Raw genomic sequence first — 18,266 nt, 5'->3', positions numbered from 1 at the left:
TAGCCGTGGGACGCAGCTAAGGGGCTCAGCTGATGTGGGTGCCGAGCATTTCGCCGACCTTGTTGGCAAAGGCATCGATGGCAAAGGGCTTGGTGATCACGCCCATGTTGGGGCCGAGAACGTCATTGGCCGCGAAGCTTTCGGCGTAGCCGGTGGCGAACAGGACCTTCAGGCCGGGGCGCTGCTGGCGGACTATTTCCGCCATCTGGCGGCCGTTCATGCCGGGCAGGCCGACGTCGGAGATCAGCAGGTCGATGCGCTGGGTGCTCTCGGTGATGGTCAGCGCTTCGGTGGCTTCGCTGGCTTCAAGGGTCGCGTAACCCAGGTCATTGAGCACTTCGACCACCAGCGAGCGGACCACGGGTTCGTCCTCAACCACAAGGATGGTTTCACCCGTGCCCTGGTGAAGCCCTTCGGGCTCACGCTGCGTCGGCGTCATCTCGCCCTGGTAGGCGGGCAAGTAGAGATTGACGTTGGTGCCGACACCGGGCTCGGATTCGATATGGATGTAGCCCTTGGCCTGCTTGATATAGCCGTAGACCATCGAAAGTCCGAGCCCGGTACCCTGGCCGATGGGCTTGGTGGTGAAGAAGGGCTCGAATGCCCGCTCGATGACATCCGGGGCCATGCCGGTGCCTGTGTCGCTGACGCGCAGGAGGACGTATTCGCCTTCGCTCAGGCCACGCCGCTGTGGGTCAGGCTTGCTGCTCTGCCGAAAGCCGGAAGTCGACAGGGTGATGCGCCCGCCGTGGGGCATTGCATCGCGGGCGTTGATCACGAGGTTGATCAGCGCGCTCTCGAGCTGGTTCACATCCATGCAGGCGGGCGGCAGGCCGGCACTGAGCTCGGTCTGGACCCGGATGTTTTCGCCGGTGGTGCGGTGCAGCAGGTCTTCCAGCGACGCCACAAGGGCGTTGACGTCCACAGGCTTGAGGTGGAGGGTCTGCCGGCGGGAGAAGGCCAGCAGCCGTTGCGTCAGCGCCGCGGCGCGCTGGGCGGAGGTGACGGCGGCGTTGATGTAGCGTTCGACATCCTCTACCTGACCCCGGCGGTTGCGCCGCTGCATGAGGTCAAGGCTACCGATGATGCCGGTGAGCAGGTTGTTGAAATCGTGGGCGATGCCGCCGGTGAGCTGGCCAACCGCCTCCATCTTCTGCGCCTGGCGCAGGGCTTCTTCGGCCCGGCTGCGCTCGGCAACCTCGGCGGCTACACGCGCTTCGAGGGTTTCGTTGAGCTGGCGCAGCCGCTGTTCACTGACGCGCAGCGCTTGCTCGGCGTGCTTGCGTGCGCTGATATCGGTGCAGGCACCGGCGATATAGGAGAGATTGCCGCTGGCGTCGCGAAAGGCGCTGGCCTTGCAGGCCAGCCATTGCTCCGGTCCGGGGCGTGCCAGGCGAAACTCCACGGTGAAATCCTGCCCATCGCCGTAGTTGGCAAAGGCCTCAAGGACGCGTTTCCGGTCGTCAGGGTGGACCTGCTCGATGAACCGCTCAAGGGTGTCGAGCTTCTGCCCCAGGGCAAGCCCGAAGATCCGATCCAGGGCATTGTCGAAGTAAAGGTTGCCTTCGGGGTACCAGTTGAAGGTGCCGGTACCGGAGGCCAGCAGGGCGGCGCGGTAGCGTTCTTCCGAGCGGGCGACGGAAGTTCCATCCTGGCTCAGCACCTGCTCGGTGACGTCCTCGGTCTGATGGATGATGCAGGTCACTTCGCCGCGCTCGTCCAGCACCGGCACGTTGAGTGGCTTCCAGTAGCGCACCTCGAAACCGCCCCCCTCGGCAGCCGGTCGCGGGATGTCGTACTTGGTGATGGCCATGCAGTCGGGCGAACGGGTACGAAGCACGCGCTCCAGCGAAGCTCGCAGCGCACCAGCACCGAAGGCTGACCGTGCATCCGGGTTGTTGCCGAACACCTCGAAAATCGATCGACCGATGCAGTCTTCCCGACGGGCATTGGTAGCCCGCAGCCGCGCATCGCTGGCTGCCAGCATGATGAAATCCGGATCGGCAGAAAGGATTAGGTTGAGGTTGGGCAGGGCTTCGAAGATCGCCTTGATGTCGAGTGGTCGGTTCATGGGACTGCCTGGTGAGTGAGGTGCTGAACATAAGGCATCGCTGCCTCAAAAAAACTGCAGTGGCGTGCGCACCTGATGGTCACCGTCCAACGCCCGCGCTACCGCATCGAATTTGGCCACTGTGATGCACGGCCCTGCCAGCGCATCACAGCGTTTGTGGGTATGCGGCTCGGTCAGCGATCGCTCTCAGGTTTCGGCATGGGAATGGCTACGCTGCTTTCCACGCTGCCTGCCGTAGCGTCGCCTTCCTTGTAGAAAGGCTCCATCTCGTCCCGTGCCTGCGCCCAGTGCTCGCCGTCCTGCCCTTCGGGCCGGCCATTGGCCTCCCAGATTTCATAGGCTCGATCGCGTATACGTTGCTCATCGCTCATGTGCGTTGCCCTCGTCGCAGCTGTACCAAGACGGCCAATAGCGCGCCTCGGCTCGGTTCGGTGCTTTCGCACCCGGTATTCAGCAGAGGCAGGGAAGCGGTGGATGGTTCCGGCCTGGAAAGCCTGAGCCGACGAATGCCGGGTGGATGGGCGGCCGGAGCTCAGATGCATGCTGGTGCAACGGAATAGACAAGCAACAGCTGGCCGATGATCATCCGTGAGAGCGGTCCAGGCAAAGTGTTCGCGGACCGCAGCATAATGCCATCGCCTTCGTCGATACAGCCCAGGCCTGCCTGTGGCGCGGCTGTTGCCCATTACAGCGCCAGGCGGTCAAATGGCCGACCTTTCGTCACTCCGCCTGATGAAGGCAAGCCGCAGGCCGACATCCTGCCTGTGCACACGCCACCTGAACGCAGCGCCATGCTCCTGACCGATCCCATCACCCTGCTTTGCATCATCATTCCGTTCGGGCTGATGACGATGATGTTGCTGTGCCTGTCCTACGTGGGCATGGAAAAGGGCCATTCGTCGTTGCACTGGTGGATCACTGGTGACCTGTTGCTGGCGGCCTACCGTTCGATCTGGCTACTGCAACCCGAGGTGCTGCCGGTGCTGCCGCCCTGGCTCGGCCTGTTCACCCCGGACGCGGCCTTCCTGGGCACCACGGGCCTGCTGCTTTTCGCCATCGGCGGCCATACCCTGGCGCTGAGCCATCTCACCGACGGTGCTCGCGGCCGCGCCAGGCATCTGCAGCTTTTCCTGCTGTTGCCGGCCAGCTATCTGCTCGGCGCCTGGCTGTTGCTGGACAACGCTTACCTGGTGCCCTGGTTTCTGCTGTTTGCGCTCATGGCGATCGCCATGCAGTTCAGCGTTACGCTCAGCCTGTCGCCAAGCTACCGAGGCGCCTGGGGCCTGTTGGCCGGACAGGCCGTGCTGCTGGTGTTCCACGGCGGGTCGTTGATCGAGCTGCTGCGCGAACCCATGCCACCGCTGGCCTTCGATGGGCCGGATCTGCCAGATCTGGCCGCCATGCTGATGGATGTCATGGTGTCGTTTCTCTTTACCCTGAGCTATGCCCTGATGTTGCAGGAGAGGCTGCGCCTGCATGTGCAGCGGCTGAGCATCACCGACACCCTGACCGGTGCGCTGAACCGCCGTGGCGCGCTGCCCATCCTGACCCGCTCGTGGGCCGAGGCCACGACGCAGCAGAGTTCGATGGCCGTGGCGATGATCGACCTGGATAACTTCAAGCGGATCAATGACGAGCACGGCCATGCCGTGGGCGACGCGGCCCTGCAATGCTTTGCCAATTCCGTGGGGCTGCTCAAGCGCCGCTCCGACGTACTGGTGCGCTGGGGTGGCGAGGAATTTCTTCTGCTGATGCCAGAGACCGACGTGCAGCAAGCGGCAAGCTTTCTGGCCCGCCTGCGCGAATCGCTCAAGCTGCAGCCGCTGACGCCGGCGCTGCCCCTGCACATCGAGTTCAGCGCCGGCTTGGCCGACGCCGCCATGCTGAGCACCGACACCCCCTTCGACTCCCTGTTGCGAGGCATCGACAAGGCACTCTATCGGGCCAAGCGTTTGCGGGACCGGGTCGAGGTGGTGGAACCGGCCGATCTTTGATCTATCGCACCGGATGGCTATCATTACGCCATCACACCCTGTCGTCGGCGCTCAGGTGAAGAATCGCGCGCGCCAGCCGATACCCACGATGACAACTGCCGCAAGGCGACGGCGTTATCGACCTCGGTACCGCACAACAATTTCGATGGCCGTCATCGGCTCGGCTTAACCGCATTTTCCAGGCAGTAGATCATATGGCTGGCGCTCCCATCCCCTCCAATGAAGCGCAGCGGCAGTTGCGCGTGACGCAGCTCTGCCGGCTGGACTCGACGCCAGACGATGTGTTCGAGCAGATCGTGGCCATGGCGGCAGAGTACTTCAACGCACCGATCGCGCTGATTTCCATCGTCGACGAGCAACGCCAGTGGTTTACCGCGCGGGTTGGCCTGACGGCGCAGGAAACGCCCCGCCAGGATTCGTTCTGCGCCTATGCCATCCTCGCCAACGAGCCCTTCCAGGTGCTCGATGCGTTACAGGACCCGCGGTTTTGCGACAACCCGCTGGTCACTGGCGAGCCGGGCATCCGCTTCTATGCCGGCATGCCGTTGATCACCCCGGAAGGGCTGGGGCTGGGCAGCCTGTGCGTGATCGACACCAAGCCCCGAGAGGCGCTGTGCAGCCAGGAACTGTCGATGCTCAACCACCTGGCCAAGCTGACCATGGCGCGCATCCTGTCGTTGCGGCGATCGACCTTTATCGACCCACCCACCGGCCTGTTCAATCGCGCGCGGCTCGAAGACGACGTGGCAATGGTGGCGATGGACGCGCGGGGCATGGTTCTGGTGGTGGATGTCATAGCCCCCTCGCGCCTGAACGACATCGTCAGGGTGCTGGGCTACGGGTTCTCCCAGGCCCTGATGCTGTGCATGAAGCAAACCCTGCAGGCGCAGCTTCCCGAGGGCTGCTGCCTGTATCGCATCAGCCCGACTCGTTTCGCCTTTCTGCTCCCCGATGCGCCGCAAACGGAGCTAACCCAGCTGTATGACCGGATCATCGCGGCGTTCGATTCGCCGGTGCAGTGCGACACCATTCCGGTGAAGACCCAGGTGGGGGTCGGCGTGCTGCCGTTGCAGGCCGGGCTGCTGGAACAGGACTGGCTGCGGCTGGCGATCAGCTCGGCTGATGATGCCCGCGGCCGGGGCATCGGCTGGTCCGCCTACGATCCCCACCTCGACGCCGCCCAGCAGCGGTCATTCACCTTGCTCAGCGGCCTCTCCGAGGCGCTACGGACGGGTGAGCAGCTGCGACTGGTCTACCAGCCGCGCATCAGCCTGGTGGATGGTCGCTGCACCTCGGTGGAGGCGCTGTTGCGCTGGACCCATCCTACGCTCGGCCCCATTGGACCGGCCGAGTTCATCCCCCTGGCAGAAAAGACGGCGCTGATTCGCGAGCTGAGCCTCTGGGTAGCCGAGCAGGCTATCGAGCAGTCAGCGATCTGGCAGCAGCAGGGCGCCGGCTTCAAGGTAGCCATCAACGTATCGGCCTCGGACCTGGACGGCGCCTTTTTCGCCGACCAGATCACCGCCCTGCTGGACAGATACCGGCTGGACCCGCGGAGCCTGGAAGTGGAATTCACCGAAAGTGCGCTGATGCGCAACCCCGGCGAAGTGAGCCAGCAACTGCAGCGCCTTCGCTTGCTGGGAATCGAGGTTGCGATCGATGACTTCGGCACCGGTTACAGCAACTGGACCTACCTGCGCGACCTGCCCGCCACCACGGTCAAGCTCGACCAGTCGTTTATCCACAACCTGAGCGATGACGAGAAAGACCGGCGCCTGGTGCGTACCATCATCGACCTGGCCAAGCGTCTCGAACTGAGAGTGGTGGCCGAGGGCATCGAAACCCAGGCGGTGCGTGACCTGGTAGCGTTATGGGGCTGCGATGAAGGCCAGGGCTACCACATCGCCCGACCGATGGAGAGCGATGCACTTGCAGGTTGGGTCGCAGCCAACGCGCGGACGCTCTGAGCCGCAACAACAGCAGCACGGTGAAGAACGCGTCTCACCCATCCCTGTTAGCAGGTCGTCGGCACGAAACCCCGCTGCAACCGCTCGTCCAACTGACACAGGCGTTTGCCGCGATGCGGCGCCCCGGACGAGACGAATACCTGCTGACCCATCACCCAGCCCCGGTTGCTCATGGCGACCGGCAGATCTGGTGTGAAAGACGCAGCGGCTCGTCCAGCAACCCCAACCTTCGATGATTCAGGCGCGGCGGCTTCAGCTGTCGGTGTCTCGCTGGTCCTCGCTGGCGCGAACGGCTGTTTTAGCGGCTTCGACGTCGTCGAGCAGGTATTGCACCTGTCCGTTGTCATCAGTGACACGAAACACGACGTCAACGCCGGGGCCGCGTAGATGCTCGGGGATGTCGCTGCCCTGGAGTCTGGTCACGGTCACAGGCATGGCGGTCTCCGTCTGGCGAAAGGGTGTGAGTCGGGGTCAGCCCCGGCGAACGCTGGCAACCCGGCTCAACGGCGCGGGTTGCCGCAAGGTTGAGTCAGAGCACCGTGGACGCCGCGCTGACCACGCGCAGGGCGAGGCCTTCGTAGGGGTCGAGGTTGAAGGTCATCTCGCCGTTTTCGGTGAGGTCACCCTCGATGCTCTCGTGGATGATGTCGACCACCGGGCCGGGCGCGATACCGGGTAGCACGACCGTTTCGCTGATGGTCTCGGCACTGAAGTTCAGCGCGGTGATCTGCACGCCCTTGCCGGCTGGCAACTCATGAACCATGACCAGCAACCCCGGCGCCTGCACGTCCGGAATCAGGATCTGCTTGCTCGCCGCGATATCGTAGGCGCGGCGCACGCTGAGGATGCGCTTGAGCTGGCAGGCGAACGAGCCGGTGTTCTTCAGCTGCTCGACCAGGCTGCCGTAGAGCGAGCGCGCCTTGGGCAGGCCTTCGCTGGAGGTTTCCACCTCGGGTGCGATATCGGCCAGGTCGTAGCCGCCGCGGTGCAGCCAGCGGGTGTCGCCTTCGGTCATCAGGTGCTCGACCTGTTCGGCTTCCAGCGGCAGTGCACCGACCAGATCCCAGCCGGACAGCGCGAATACGCCGGGCTGCATGGCGTTGAACATCACTAGCAGGATATGCAGGCGCTGGATCTGCTCGATATCGGCGGCGCTGATGGTGTTGAGGTCACGAATGCCCAGCGCCGCCGTGATCACGCTGACGGTGGTGCAGGACACGCCGTTGGTGACGAACTTGAGGTTGTAGGGGGCGTGCTCGCCAGTCAGGCGTTCGTACATCTCCTCGCGGATGTGCTCGCGCAGGATGCCGCCCGACAGCGTCTGGCCGTGGTAGTGATAATGGTCGTAGGCATGCAACGTCCAGAAGTGCACCAGCTCCAGGGTCAGCTCGTCGTGGTTCTGCATCGCGTGGATCAGTGAGGCCGGGTCGATGCCGAAGGCGTGCACCTCGCGCAGCATCAGCCGCAGGAATTCGGTATCGCCGGTGACCAGCGCGTGGTGATAGGCCGGACGGGTGATGAAGTCGTAGGACAGGTCGGCACCGCCGTGGGACATCGAAGCGATGTCGTCGATGGTCAGGTTCAGCTCCTGGAAGCTGAAGCCGCCGGCCTTGCGGATGGCTCCCGCGATCAGCTGGTTGCCGGTCACAGAAAGCGGATGGCTCTCGGACCAGGCGGTGCCTTCGGCGCGGCGCTCGACGCCGAGGAAGCCGTTGGCATCCAGGCGCAAGACGCGTGCACCGGAGACGTCGATGGCATGCAGCGCATCGCCGATGATCAGCTGCTGGGCGGCGAAGGTCGGGTCCAGCCAGTTGAGCGACGGCTGGCCTTCCTTGAAGTAGTGCAGGTAGACCCAGCGCCGGCGCTTGCCATCGACGCCGGTCACGATGCCGGTCACGCTCCAGTCGGTGTCCTTGATGCCCGGCTCGAAGAAGATCACCCGTTGCAGCTGGCCGACGATGTAGTGCTTTTCCTTGAGCTGATCGACCACGGGCGGCGGCAGGTTGATCGCGTCGCGACCCTTGGGCACGTCCGGCAGCAGGGGCCAGTCCTCCTCGTTGATCTCCACCATATGGTAGAGCCCGGGGTAATCGCCGTAGGCCATCTCAGCCAGGCGGAAGTCCGCGCCCTTGCCGGTGTGCGCCGGAACGATGTCATCGATGACGATGGCGTTGTGCGCGGCAGCCATGCGGCTGAGTTGCTGCATCTCCTGCTCGGTACCGAGGTTGGGGTCGATATCGAAACTGATGCGGTCGAAGTTGCCATCGATGGTCGGCGTGTACTCGCGCCCACGCAGGCCGCCGGAGCGCTTCATCGGGCCGTTGTGGATGCCCTGCACGCCAAGCTCGGACAAGGCGCTCCAAAGCCGATCATCGCCCAGCGCCTGCAGCACCGAACCGCCTTCGGGGGTGATGATGGCAGCGGGGTAGGCGGTGAACCACACAGAGGAAATGGCGCTGGCATCTCGCGGCCGCGCCTGGGCGTAGGGGCGCTGCCAGAGCCGCGCCTGGCCGGCATAGAGACGGGCCCGGTCACGGGCGGCTTTAAGCATGGACTGGCTTTCCAGCCACTCGACGTAGGTGTTGTCTGGTGTGCTCATAACGATGTCTGGTTCCCGGTGCGCTGAGGGGAAAGGTAGTCGTTTGAGTCGAGTGCACCGGCATCGTTGCATCGGATATGCGGCAAGAAGCCAGAGGTCCGGCTGGCAGGCACGTACCAGCCGTGCAGGCCAGCAGGACGGCGAGCAAGCTAGGGCGAGCGCGAAGGTGCGCATCCCTGTGTCTCAGCCCCGCGCAGCGGTACCCGCCGCGGCTTGCGCCGCAGACGCCGCCAGCCCAGCAGCACACCACTGACGCCGATCAGCAGCGCCCCCGCACTGAAGGCCAGCATCAGACCGTCGCGCAACAGGCCATGGTGCAGCAAGGGCGGCCAGTCCCAGCTGTGCAACAGCTTGAACAGCAGGCGTACGGCACGGCGTCGCCCATCGAGCTGTTCGATCACCGCGCCGCTGTAGGGATCGAGGTGCAACCAGGTGGCAGCCGGGTCATCGAAACGCACACGCAACAGCGGCAGACGCCGCGGCAGGTGGCTGTAGAGGCTGGGTTCGGCGCGGGCGTAATAGTAGAAGTCCTCGGCCTCCAGCCAATCCAGCGAGAGCTGTCGCGCCGGCCAGGCGTCCCGGACGCGCTGTTCCAGCTTCAGTCGATCGAGGTGCGGCTGCCCCGGCGCCTCGCCAACCGCTGGCAGGACGCGGCTCTCGCCAGCGGCATCGACCCCGGTCAGATAGGCCTCGCCACCCAGCATCCGCCACTGCAGCTCCACCGGCTCGATGCCGGCGCGGCGAAGACGTCGGATGTTCCCCGTCAAATCTTGTCCGAGCTCGTCGGCCCGCAACGGCGCGCCCTGCAACAGGCCCGCGTCGATCTTGGAACGACTCTGGAACACGCCCCAGGGCTCCATGGACAGCGCGCCGCTGACCAGCCACACCAGCAAGACCCCACCGATCGCCAGGCCACCGACATGGTGCAGGCGACCGGCGCCGGACGGGTAGGGCGAGCGCGAGCCGTTGCGGTAGGGCTTCTCGAAACGCCAGCGCAACAGCCCGATGATCATGCCCAGCAGTGCCAGCACCGCCGCCAGCAAGGCGCCGTAGACCAGCGCCACGGACCAGGCTGCCTTGTGCATCAGTTCCCGCAGCGGATAGAGCCAGTGCAGCCAGGCGCCGATCAGATTCCAGCAGCGCTCGTGGCCCGTGGCGTCACGCACCACCACGCCGTTGTGGCTGGAAATGTAGAGCAGCCGATCTTCGGCATCGGCAGTCTGGACGCGATACAGCGGCCGCTCCCGGTTCAGCGCGCTGTTGCGGGTCCAGGCGTCTTCGTCGATCAGCTCCGGGGGCTGCACAGCGGCATCCCCTGCGAATTGCCGAGCGCTGGCCATGGCTTCGAGCGGGCCGATTCGTTCGATGCGCCGGCCGTTGCGGGCATCGACGGCCACCAGCGGGCCCTCGCCATAATCAAGCAGGTAGCGCGGCGAGCCTCCGGCTCCGGTCAGCTTCAGGCTGACCGGAGCCTTGCCCTCGTCACCCCCTTGCAGCGCGACGGCAGGGGACACACAGCAGTGCGCATCCAGCGGCGCCAGCCGAGCCAAGTGCTCGGCCGGGGTCAGCTTGGGATAGCCGACAAACAGCATGACCATGCCGCTGAGTATCCAGAGCACGACAAAGACCCCGAGGCCGATCCCGAGCCAGCGGTGAACCAGGTACAGGTAGCGTTTCATCCTAGAACTCCAGCGTCACGCCGGCATACAGCGCCCGTCCGTCACCCGGCGCATGCAGGCTTTGCGCGCCGTCGTACCAGACGTATTCGTAGTAGCGGTCGGTAAGGTTCTTCAGCTGCAGGTCGAGCGTCACCTGTTCGGTGAGCCCATAGCTGGCGCCAAGGTTGAACAGGACATAACCGCCGTAGGTGCCCTGGTTGTTCTCCCGCTCCAGGTAGTAGCTGGTCTGCCCGTTCAGCCAGCCGCTGAGCTCCAGCTCCTGTGTGGCCTGGTAGGTGGCGCCGGCCGCGTACAGACGGTGCGGCACGTGATCGATCTCGTTGCCCTTGCTGGTCGGCAGGCTCGGGTCTGGCTCCTCGATTTCGGAAAACTGCCAGGAATGGCTCAACCACAGGCTCAGCCCGTCGCGGGGATAGAGGTTGAGCTGGGCATCGTAGCCCCAGCGGCGCGTCTGGCCGAGGTTTTCCGATTCACCGCTGGGGTCGTTCAACCGGCGCCGCACCTCGTCGGAGGCCACCTGCTCCCAGTAGGCGATCCGGCCGTCGATCCAGTGTGCCGGGCTGAACTTGATGCCCGTCTCCCAGCCGTCATTGATGGAGGGGGCCAGGTCGGCTGTGCGCGGTGGCACCTTGTAGGCTGCCGCACCAGTGCCGATCTGGAAGGTGCGGCCCCAGTTGCCGTAGAAGCTGAGCGCCTCGATGGGGGTATAGACCAGGCTGATCTTCGGTTGCTCGATGTTGCCGTAGCGGTTGATCGCGTACTCGTTGCCGGTCAGTTCGTCGGTGAACTCGCCCTCGATTCGATCGACGCGGTAGGCCGGGATGACCTTCAGCGACTCGACCGGCTGGATCACGGCCTGCACGTAGGCACCGTAGCTGTTGTAGTCGAAGCGCTGGTCACGGGTCTGGACGACCGGGTCGCGCTCGACCGTGGTGTAGCGCTCGCTTCGGTTGCGCTGCTGCTCGGTGTCCACGCCGCCTTCGAGCGCCAGGTCGTGCAGCCAGGACACGCCTGGCCGGTAGGTCAGTGAGCTGCGGGCGCCGTAGTGCCGCTCCTCGGTAAGACGTCGCTGCTGGGGTTGCGTCCGGGAGAAGCGCACCCAGCGGTCATCGTCCAGGGTGTTGAGCCAGACCTTGCTGGCCCAGGACAGCGCCGTCGTCAGCTCGCTGTCCAGATGCAGCCCCAACTGGTTCATGCGCCGTTCGCCCATGTCGCTCGAGGACAGTGCATAGGACTGGCGAGGCGACTGCCGGGCGTCTTCACGCGACAGGTAACCGGACTCATCGGCCTCGGCCTCGTAATGCCGGGCAGTCAGGCCGAGTCGCCAGTTGGCCGTGTCCGGGGTGTAGAACCACTTGCCCGACAGGCTAGTGCGCTCGGCCCCGGCGTGGTCGCGATAACCGTCGCTGCGTTGCCCGCCAATGAAGTAGTTCTGCGTCCAGTTGGCGCTTTCGATGCCCTTGGCCAGCTGCAGCTCCTGGGTGTCGTAGCTGCCGTAACGCAGCCGGGCCTTGCCGTAATCGCCGCCAGTGCGGGAAGCAACCGTGACGTTGCCGGCAATGTTGTACAAGCCGTAGCGCGGGTCGTTGGTGCCACGCACCACCTCGATGCCCTCGATTTCAAGCGGGAACAGCATGTCCAGATAGGGCATGTTGCCGTCATTGCTGTTGCTCGGCAGGCCGTCGATCAGCAATTTCACGGCGTTGACCTCGCCTTCGCCGTTGAAGCCGCGGAACGACAGCTTGCCTGAAGTGGTGCCCTGCCCGAACTCGGTCAGCATGACCCCCGGGGCGCGGCGGAACAGCTCCCAGCTGTAGAGCACCGGTTGCTGCTCGAGGATCTCCGAGCCAAGCAGATCAACCGAAGTGATGACGCTGCTGGCCTGCAGCGATCCGCCAGTTTCGGCGGTAACCGTGGAAGCCCCCAGGGACAATGCGGAGGCTGACGTGTCGGCGCAGGAGAGCGGGGCATGGGCGAGCAGGCTGGCCGCGACCAGCAGCTGCGGCAACGTTGGGCGCTGCGAAAAGAGAAGGGACATCTCGCATGAATCCTTGTGCAGAACGAGGCGGGCTGGCAAACAGCCGGCCACAGGCGCGGCCGCGCACTGACTTCGGCGCGGCGACGGTCTAGGTCGAACAGCGAGGGGACGCCAGGCTGGCGTCAGGCGAGAGGGGATGCGCGGGGATTGAGGGCCGGCCACTGCTGCCGCGGCGATGGCAGGGTGGACGGCAGGTCGGGCAACGGGCCGGACTTGCGAACCAGCCGATCCGCAAGGCGCGGCGGATCGAAGGGCAGCGCCGCAAGCCCGCTGAAGCCAGCGCAACAACATTGCAGCATGCCGGCATGGCCGGCCTTGTCATGTTCGCCATGGCTCGTGGGCGCAGGTTCGGCATGGGCATGCCCGGCCTGCAGATGAACGTTGTGATCGGCGCCCGTATGCACCCGCTCGCCATCGACCGGCAAACCCGCCGACACCATGGTCAGCAGGTGCGTCAGCAGGGCCAGGGTGGCCAGCCAGGCGGGGAAACAGCGTCGTGGCATTGAGGGTTCCGAACAGGCGCCGAAGAAGATGCCGGAGATGATAGGCATCATCATTTCACGACGGAATTGCCCGTGCTCAAGAAAACCCGATAACCCAGACGCTACGAGACATTGCCGGCCGACGCCGCGCCAGACAAAGCCCCAGGCACGCCGCATCGGCACGCCATGGGTCTGCCGATCAGCGCGTGCCGATCACGGTTGCCGCGTCACCCGGCTGACCGGCCAGCTGCCGCTGCGCCATCTTCTGCTGCTTGTAGGCCAGCGCGGCAGGCGCCACGGGTGTCACCTTGCCGGTTTCCATCCACTTCTTCAGGCGGCTGGCGTCGGCCATGTGGGTGTACTTGCCAAAGGCGTCGAGCACCACGAAAGCCACCGGTCGGTTGTTCATCACGGTGCGCATGACCAGACAATGGCCGGCGGCGTTGGTAAAGCCGGTCTTGGTCAGCTGGATGCTCCAGTCGGGTTTGCGTACCAGCGCATTGGTGTTGCGGAAACCCAGGGTGTAGTCGGGCTTGTGGAACGCCACGGTCTTTTCCCCGGTGGTGCTGAACTGCTCGATCAGCGGATAGGCCTGGCTGGCCTTGAGCAGCTTGACCAGATCATTGGCGCTGGAGACGTTTCGCTCGGACAGGCCAGTGGGCTCGACGTAGCGGGTATGGCTCATGCCCAGCGCCCTGGCCTTGGCGTTCATCGCCTTGATGAATGCGCCATAGCCACCCGGGTAGTGGTGCGCCAGGCTTGCCGCGGCGCGATTCTCGGACGACATCAGGGTCAGCAGGAGCATTTCCCGACGGCTGACTTCGCTGCCGATGCGCACCCGGGAATACACGCCCTGCATCTCCTGCGCTTCGCGGATAGTCACCGGCAAGCGTTCATCGAGGGGCAGCTTGGCGTCCAGCACGACCATTGCTGTCATCAGCTTGGTCACCGATGCGATGGGTACGACCACATCGGGATTGCTGGAGTAGAGCACCTCGTTGGTTTTGAGGTCGATCAGCAGCGCACTGCCCGAGGCAAGCTCCTGCTGCGCAGGCGCCTTGACGGCAGCCAGGGACAGGGGAGACGACACAACGCTGCTGCAGGCGAGCAACAGACCGAGAATGGATTGACGAAGCTTCAAGAGGGACACCGATGAATTGGCAGTGAAAGAAGACGCGCCGAGGCAGACGGACGCGGCGCGCATTATACGGAAAAGCCGGCCATAAGCAGGGCCGCAAACCCTTATATTTCAGCCGTTCCAAGCAGGTTGTCCGATGGCGAGGGGCTTGCCGCTTCGCTCGCTCAGGACAACCGCCACGGCTTTGAAGCCTAGACCAGAATGTCGGCTGCCGCTGCGTCTGCTTTGCGACTCGCTGCCGATCTTCCTTTATCGGCGGCGTGACGATTCGCCGCAATCTGGCCGACCGACGGAACCCGCCCGCTGCAGACGGGTCCGCTGCTAGACCTGATGCTTCGAGCGCAACCGAGCGCACCTTCACCGCTCCGCACAGTCCAAACGATACATTCCAAAGGGGAGAACGCTATGTCCCGCTTCAGCCGCAAGCCCACCACACGCGACGAAATCGAAAGTGAAATCCAGGACCTGATGGCCGCGCTAGATGAACTCAAGCGGGACGCAACGCGTGAATCGCGCCACCGCTTCAACTCGTTGCGCTCGCGTGCAGAGTCGCTGTGGAACGACGCCGATCTGGATACCCATCGTCGTGACCTGTCCAAGCGTGGTCGCGAGGCCAGCCGCATGGCCAAGGAGTGTGCCCGTGAGCATCCGTTGAGCACCGTGGCCCTGGCCGCCGGCGCCGTCGCGTTGATCGGCTATCTGGTTACGCGTCGCTGATCGGGCCGCCGACATGCTCAACGCAGAAACCCCCCGGCTCAAGTTCGCCCTGTACGGGGGTCATTCCAGCCTTGGCAACGCGCTGCTGTGCGAGTTGCTGAGCCGTCAGCATGAAGCGGTAGCTCTGGTGGACGATCTCAACTCGATGACCGTCCGCCCAGGGCTGCGGGCCAAGACGGGTGATCTTTTCGATGCCATCAGCGTGTCGCAAAGCGTAGCTGGCATGGATGCGGTGATGTGCCTGTTCGACAGCCCGTCACTGGCCACGGCCTCTGGTGAGGCAGCCGAAGGGCAACGGCACGACCTTTATCAGGCGATCGATGCCCTGTTGTCCGGCTTGCCGAAAGTCGGCGTCGAGCGGCTGGTCCTGGTCGCCGACTTCCATGCGTCAAGCGAGAACCCTGATGTCGCCGCCGCGCTACAGCGCGTGGCGGTTCACCCGTTGCGGTGGACCCTGGTGGATGCCGAGGCCAGCGGCGATGATCTGTCGATCGAGGATTTCAGCGTAATCGAGGACCTCGACCCGGACGACCGCCGTGTGCAGCTTCGGCGCATCGCAGCCGGCATCATTGACGAGCTGGAGAGCCCGCAGCACATTCACCAGCAGATCCACTTCCGTTTCTGATCGAGCTGCGGCTCACAGGAGCTGACGCCGCAGCTCCTCCAGCACGGCTGCCGATTCCGGCCGTACGCCTCGCCAGAGCTCGAACGCCGCGGCTGCCTGTTCGACCAGCATCCCCAATCCGTCACGTGTCCGCGCCTCGCGATCCGCTGCCCATTGGCAGAAGGCCGTGGGTCCGGCGGCATACATCATGTCGTAGCAGAGGGTGACGCCCGGCTGGATCAGACCATCGCCCAGCGGCGGCAATTCACCGCCGAGGCTTGCGGAGGTTCCGTTGATGATCACATCGAACGGGCCTTGCAACCGCTCGAACGCGCTCGCGCTGACCGGCACCAGCTCAGCGAATTCGCCTGCAAGCTGTTCTGCCTTGGCCAGGGTGCGGTTGGCGATGACCAGGGCTGCAGGGCGTTGCGCCAGCAGCGGTTCGAGTACACCGCGCACCGCCCCTCCGGCCCCCAGCAGCAGGATTCGTTTACGCTCCAGCGTAACACCTGCATTGTCCAGCAGGTCGCGGACCAGACCGATGCCATCGGTGTTATCGCCCAGCAGGCTGCCGTCCTCGAGTTTTTTCAGGGTGTTCACAGCGCCGGCACGCCGGGCGCGGTCGCTCAGCTGATCGGCCAGGCGGAAGGCCTGTTCCTTGAACGGCACCGTGACATTGGCGCCCGACCCCGATTCGAAAAAGCTGCGGGCAAAACCGGGAAAATCATCCAGAGGCGCCAGCAGGGGCTCGTAGCTGAGCGTCTGCCCGGTCTGCTCGGCAAACAGACGGTGGATCTGGGGCGATTTGCTGTGGCCGATGGGGTTGCCGAAGACGCCGTAGCGGTCCATAGAATGCCTGCGCTGAGAGCCGAAAGCCCGAAGCTTGCCGCTTTTTGCGTCCAGCTTCCAGCTTCCAGCCTCAGGCTTCAGGCTTCAGCCAGTCCCGGTCCTGCAGGAAGTATTCGGTCAACCGCGCTTCCGCCGAGCCGGGCTCGGGATGCTTGTCGTAACCCCAGCGCACCAGTGGCGGCAGGGACATCAGGATCGATTCCGTGCGGCCCCCGGACTGCAGGCCGAACAGCGTGCCGCGATCATAGACCAGGTTGTATTCGACGTAGCGCCCGCGGCGCAGCTCCTGGAACGCGCGTTCGCGCTCGCCGAAGGGCATCGCCTTGCGCCGCTGCACGATGGGTAGATAGGCCTCGATATAGGCATCGCCCACCGCGCGCATGAAGGCGAAGCTGGTATCGAAGTCCCACTCGTTCAGGTCGTCGAAGAACAGCCCGCCAACCCCGCGTGGCTCGTTGCGGTGCTTGATGTGGAAGTAGCGGTCGCACCATTCCTTGTAGCGGGGATAGACATCGGCACCGAAGGGCGCACAGGCGTCACGGGCCACGCGGTGCCAGTGCACGCAATCTTCCTCATTGCCGTAGAAGGGCGTCAGGTCGAAGCCGCCACCGAACCACCACACCGGCTCCTCACCTTCCTTTTCGGCAATGAAAAACCGCACGTTGGCGTGGGAGGTCGGGACGTAGGGATTTTCCGGGTGGATAACCAGTGACACCCCAAGCGCCTCGAAGCCACGACCAGCCAGCTCGGGCCGGTGGGCGCTGGCCGAAGGCGGCAGGCCGGTCCCGTGAACATGGGAGAAGTTCACCCCGCCCTTTTCGATCAGCGCACCGTTTTCGATGACCCGGGTTCGTCCACCGCCACCTGCGGGACGGGTCCAGGCATCCTCGACGAAGCGGGCGCCACCATCTTCGGCCTCCAGGACGGCGCAGATACGATCCTGCAGGTCGAGCAGGTAGGCTTTGACGGCTTCGGTACGCTCGTTCACTTACATTCACCCTGGCAAGTGGGCGCACAGCCGCAGGACACGGGCCGAAGCAGCTGTGCTGAAACAGAAAGGCCGGCAAGCATATCACCCGACCGATTGACGGACGCGTCCGGGAAGCGTTGGATAGGCTCCTTTGTAATTGCCAGGAGTCGACATGTCGCAGCGCATCCAGTTCAGCCAGCATGGTGGTCCCGAAGTCCTCGAACAGGTCGACGTCCCGGTCGCCGAGCCTGGAGCCGGTGAGGTCCGCGTGCGCAACCATGCGATCGGCCTGAACTTCATCGACACCTATTTTCGCAGTGGGCTCTATGCACCGCCGAGCCTGCCGTCAGGTCTTGGCACGGAAGGCGCGGGCGTGGTCGAGGCGCTGGGCGAGGGCGTCGATGAATTCGCGGTGGGTGATCGCGTCGCTTATGCGACTGGCCCGCTGGGTTCCTACGGCCAACACCACACCCTGCCGGCCCGGCACCTGGTGAAGCTTCCCGAAACCATAGGCTTCGAGCAGGCGGCAGCGATCATGCTCAAGGGACTGACCACGCAATATCTGCTGCGCCAGACCCATGAGCTGAAGGCAGGCGAAACCATCCTGTTCCATGCTGCCGCGGGCGGGGTGGGCTCGATAGCCTGCCAATGGGCCAAGGCCATCGGGGCCAAACTGATCGGCGTGGTTGGCTCGGCGGAAAAGGCTGAGCGCGCCAAGTCACTGGGCGCCTGGGCGACTATCGATCGCACTCAGGAGGACATTGTCCAGCGGGTACTGGAGCTGACCGACGGCCAGAAGTGTCCGGTGGTCTACGACTCGGTGGGCAAGAGCAGCTGGGACGTCTCGCTCGATTGTGTCGCGCCGCGTGGCTTACTGGTCAGCTTCGGCAATGCCTCCGGCGCGGTCACTGGCGTCAATCTTGGCGTGCTGGCGCAAAAGGGTTCGCTGTATGTGACCCGCCCGGTGCTGGCCGGCTATGCCGACACGGCCGAGCGCTTGCGAGCCATGGCCGCCGAGCTGTTCGAGATGATCGCCAGCGGCAAGATCAAGGTCGAGGTTGGTCAGTGCTATTCACTGGCCGAAGCCGCCGAGGCACAGCGCCAACTGGCAGCGGGCAAGACCACCGGCTCTACCGTTCTGCTGCCATAGGCTGGAGG

At 64.5% G+C, this 18,266-nt stretch carries 15 protein-coding genes; 5 read left to right on the top strand and 10 right to left on the bottom strand.

From position 1 onward, the window contains the following. Window positions 1-25 precede the first annotated feature (25 nt). Together AC4LFW_RS19090 and AC4LFW_RS19085 are read right to left on the bottom strand one after the other, a co-directional pair. Window positions 26-2,071: an ATP-binding protein gene (locus AC4LFW_RS19090; protein WP_491821110.1), complete on the bottom strand. Its 2,046-nt coding sequence runs from the start codon at window positions 2,069-2,071 to the stop codon at window positions 26-28. A 173-nt stretch (window positions 2,072-2,244) separates the two neighbouring features. Further along, complete coding sequence (locus tag AC4LFW_RS19085; protein ID WP_491821109.1) at window positions 2,245-2,442, bottom strand: DUF2934 domain-containing protein; 198 nt, start codon at window positions 2,440-2,442, stop codon at window positions 2,245-2,247. A gap of 258 nt (window positions 2,443-2,700) precedes the next feature. On the opposite strand from AC4LFW_RS19085, the gene AC4LFW_RS19080 reads away from it, so the two are divergent. Then, window positions 2,701-4,065 (top strand): GGDEF domain-containing protein, encoded by a 1,365-nt coding sequence (locus tag AC4LFW_RS19080; protein ID WP_491821107.1) that lies wholly within the window; start codon window positions 2,701-2,703, stop codon window positions 4,063-4,065. Between the two features lie 194 nt (window positions 4,066-4,259). Next, window positions 4,260-6,032, top strand: coding sequence for a sensor domain-containing phosphodiesterase (locus tag AC4LFW_RS19075; protein ID WP_491821106.1), 1,773 nt, complete (start codon window positions 4,260-4,262; stop codon window positions 6,030-6,032). 252 nt (window positions 6,033-6,284) lie between these two features. On the opposite strand, the gene AC4LFW_RS19070 is transcribed toward AC4LFW_RS19075, so the two are convergent. The 6 genes from AC4LFW_RS19070 to pbpG all read right to left on the bottom strand — a co-directional run bounded on the left by AC4LFW_RS19070 (window position 6,285) and on the right by pbpG (window position 13,971). Continuing rightward, entirely contained in the window at window positions 6,285-6,467 is a 183-nt protein-coding gene (locus tag AC4LFW_RS19070; RefSeq protein WP_491821104.1) for a hypothetical protein, read from the bottom strand. Window positions 6,468-6,561: 94 nt separating this feature from the next. Beyond that, entirely contained in the window at window positions 6,562-8,631 is a 2,070-nt protein-coding gene (treS, locus tag AC4LFW_RS19065; protein WP_491821102.1) for a maltose alpha-D-glucosyltransferase, read from the bottom strand. A 149-nt stretch (window positions 8,632-8,780) separates the two neighbouring features. Then, window positions 8,781-10,310 (bottom strand): PepSY domain-containing protein, encoded by a 1,530-nt coding sequence (locus tag AC4LFW_RS19060; RefSeq protein WP_491821100.1) that lies wholly within the window; start codon window positions 10,308-10,310, stop codon window positions 8,781-8,783. A gap of 1 nt (window position 10,311) precedes the next feature. Continuing rightward, window positions 10,312-12,348: a TonB-dependent receptor gene (locus AC4LFW_RS19055; protein ID WP_491821098.1), complete on the bottom strand. Its 2,037-nt coding sequence runs from the start codon at window positions 12,346-12,348 to the stop codon at window positions 10,312-10,314. Between the two features lie 122 nt (window positions 12,349-12,470). Further along, complete coding sequence (locus AC4LFW_RS19050) at window positions 12,471-12,851, bottom strand: DUF2946 domain-containing protein (protein WP_491821096.1); 381 nt, start codon at window positions 12,849-12,851, stop codon at window positions 12,471-12,473. 178 nt (window positions 12,852-13,029) lie between these two features. Further along, window positions 13,030-13,971, bottom strand: a complete 942-nt coding sequence (pbpG, locus tag AC4LFW_RS19045) for a D-alanyl-D-alanine endopeptidase (RefSeq protein WP_491821094.1) — start codon at window positions 13,969-13,971, stop codon at window positions 13,030-13,032. Between the two features lie 402 nt (window positions 13,972-14,373). Here pbpG and AC4LFW_RS19040 point away from each other — a divergent pair, with 402 nt between their 5' ends. Both AC4LFW_RS19040 and AC4LFW_RS19035 read left to right on the top strand, forming a co-directional pair. Continuing rightward, entirely contained in the window at window positions 14,374-14,685 is a 312-nt protein-coding gene (locus AC4LFW_RS19040; protein ID WP_491821092.1) for a glycine zipper domain-containing protein, read from the top strand. A 13-nt stretch (window positions 14,686-14,698) separates the two neighbouring features. Further along, window positions 14,699-15,310 carry an NAD(P)-dependent oxidoreductase gene (locus AC4LFW_RS19035; protein ID WP_491821090.1) on the top strand — a complete coding sequence of 204 codons (612 nt, stop codon included), beginning with the start codon at window positions 14,699-14,701 and terminating at the stop codon, window positions 15,308-15,310. 12 nt (window positions 15,311-15,322) lie between these two features. On the opposite strand, the gene aroE is transcribed toward AC4LFW_RS19035, so the two are convergent. After that, entirely contained in the window at window positions 15,323-16,138 is an 816-nt protein-coding gene (gene aroE / locus AC4LFW_RS19030) for a shikimate dehydrogenase (RefSeq protein ID WP_491821088.1), read from the bottom strand. Window positions 16,139-16,208: 70 nt separating this feature from the next. After that, window positions 16,209-17,126: an oxygen-dependent coproporphyrinogen oxidase gene (hemF, locus tag AC4LFW_RS19025; protein ID WP_491821086.1), complete on the bottom strand. Its 918-nt coding sequence runs from the start codon at window positions 17,124-17,126 to the stop codon at window positions 16,209-16,211. Between the two features lie 154 nt (window positions 17,127-17,280). Between hemF and AC4LFW_RS19020 the strand changes: the two genes are divergently transcribed. Continuing rightward, window positions 17,281-18,258 carry a quinone oxidoreductase family protein gene (locus tag AC4LFW_RS19020; RefSeq protein WP_491821084.1) on the top strand — a complete coding sequence of 326 codons (978 nt, stop codon included), beginning with the start codon at window positions 17,281-17,283 and terminating at the stop codon, window positions 18,256-18,258. Window positions 18,259-18,266 lie beyond the last annotated feature (8 nt).

This window comes from Stutzerimonas sp. C6.4V (assembly GCF_058536345.1).
The sequence above is the reverse complement of the archived record's forward strand: the minus strand, read 5'-3'. Positions and strand labels throughout refer to the sequence as shown.